This window comes from Streptomyces nanhaiensis (genome assembly GCF_046614825.1).
Classification (GTDB): Bacteria; Actinomycetota; Actinomycetes; order Streptomycetales; family Streptomycetaceae; genus Streptomyces; species Streptomyces radiopugnans.
The window spans coordinates 1-1,001 of sequence record NZ_JBKJFM010000357.1 but is presented as its reverse complement, the minus strand read 5'-3'; the positions used below and the strand labels follow the sequence as shown (position 1 = coordinate 1,001).

1 protein-coding gene and 1 pseudogene are annotated in these 1,001 nt (G+C 78.4%); one reads left to right on the top strand and one right to left on the bottom strand.

Translation table 11 applies throughout. The features are described from left to right. A partial coding sequence (locus ACLIYP_RS30570; RefSeq protein WP_412716317.1) for an aminotransferase class I/II-fold pyridoxal phosphate-dependent enzyme occupies positions 1 to 300 on the bottom strand: 300 nt, incomplete at its 3' end. Between ACLIYP_RS30570 and ACLIYP_RS30565 the strand changes: the two are divergent. Continuing rightward, a pseudogene (locus ACLIYP_RS30565) lies at positions 254 to 1,001 on the top strand (hypothetical protein); the annotation flags it as partial. The gene ACLIYP_RS30570 and the pseudogene ACLIYP_RS30565 sit on opposite strands and share 47 nt — an antisense overlap.

Sequence of the window (1,001 nt, the reverse complement as noted above, 5' to 3'; positions counted from 1 at the left end):
GGGGGGGTGGTGGGGGGGGTTCAGCAGGTTGGGCCGGGTGGGGCGGGTGACGGCGTCGGGCAGCTCGTCCAGGTCCAGGCGGTACGCCGGCCCGGGCCCGGGGGAGGGCCGCAGGGTGACGGGGACGCGGGTGCGGCCGGCCATGGCGACGCAGGCCGCGTACGAGTCGTAGTACGGCTCCAGCGCGATCACCTCGTCGCCCGGTTCCGCCAGGGCCAGCAGGGCGGCGGCGATCGCCTCGGTGGCCCCGGCGGTGACCAGGACCTCGCTGGACGGCCCGCTGCTGTGCCGCCCCTGCACGGGCGACGGCGTGTGGTGGGCGGCCGCGGCCTGGTGGCCGCTGCTGGCGCTGCTCGCCGCGCTGGGCCTGCTCGCGGCGCGCCGCTCCCGTACGCCGTGGGGCATGGCGGGCACGGGGGACGCGGCGCCGCTGTGGCTGGCCGCGGTCACGGCCGGCTCGCTCATGGCGCAGTACTTCTTCCTGCTGCCCTACGCCGCGCCGCGCTTCCTGCTGCCCGGCTACGCGCTGCTGGCCGTACCGGCCGCCCTCGGCCTGCTCCGCCTGGCGGACCGGGCCCGCCGCTCGGCGCCGGCGGCCGTCGTCCTCACCGCGGTGCTGGCGGGCCATCTGGCCGTCCAGGCCACCCTGGCGCACACCCACGCGGGCGTCCAGGAGCAGGCGCGCGAGGACTGGCGGCGCATCGCGGCGGTGCTCCACGCGCACGGCGTACGCGCTCCGTGCGCGGTCACGGGCAACGACTCGGCGATCCCCGTCGCGCACGCCGCGGGCTGCGTCAGAACGGACCCGCGCGCCCCCGAGCGTTCCGACGCGGTGGTCATGCGCCGGGCGGACCCGCCGCCCTGGGCGCGCGCACCCCACACGTCCCCGTCACCCCCACCTTCACTCCCCTTTTCTTCGGCCAGTCCGGCTCGACGTGGTCGGACCGCGAGCGCGTCGTCTCCGCCGACGTCTGCCCCGACCCCGCCGGTCCGCAGGGCCG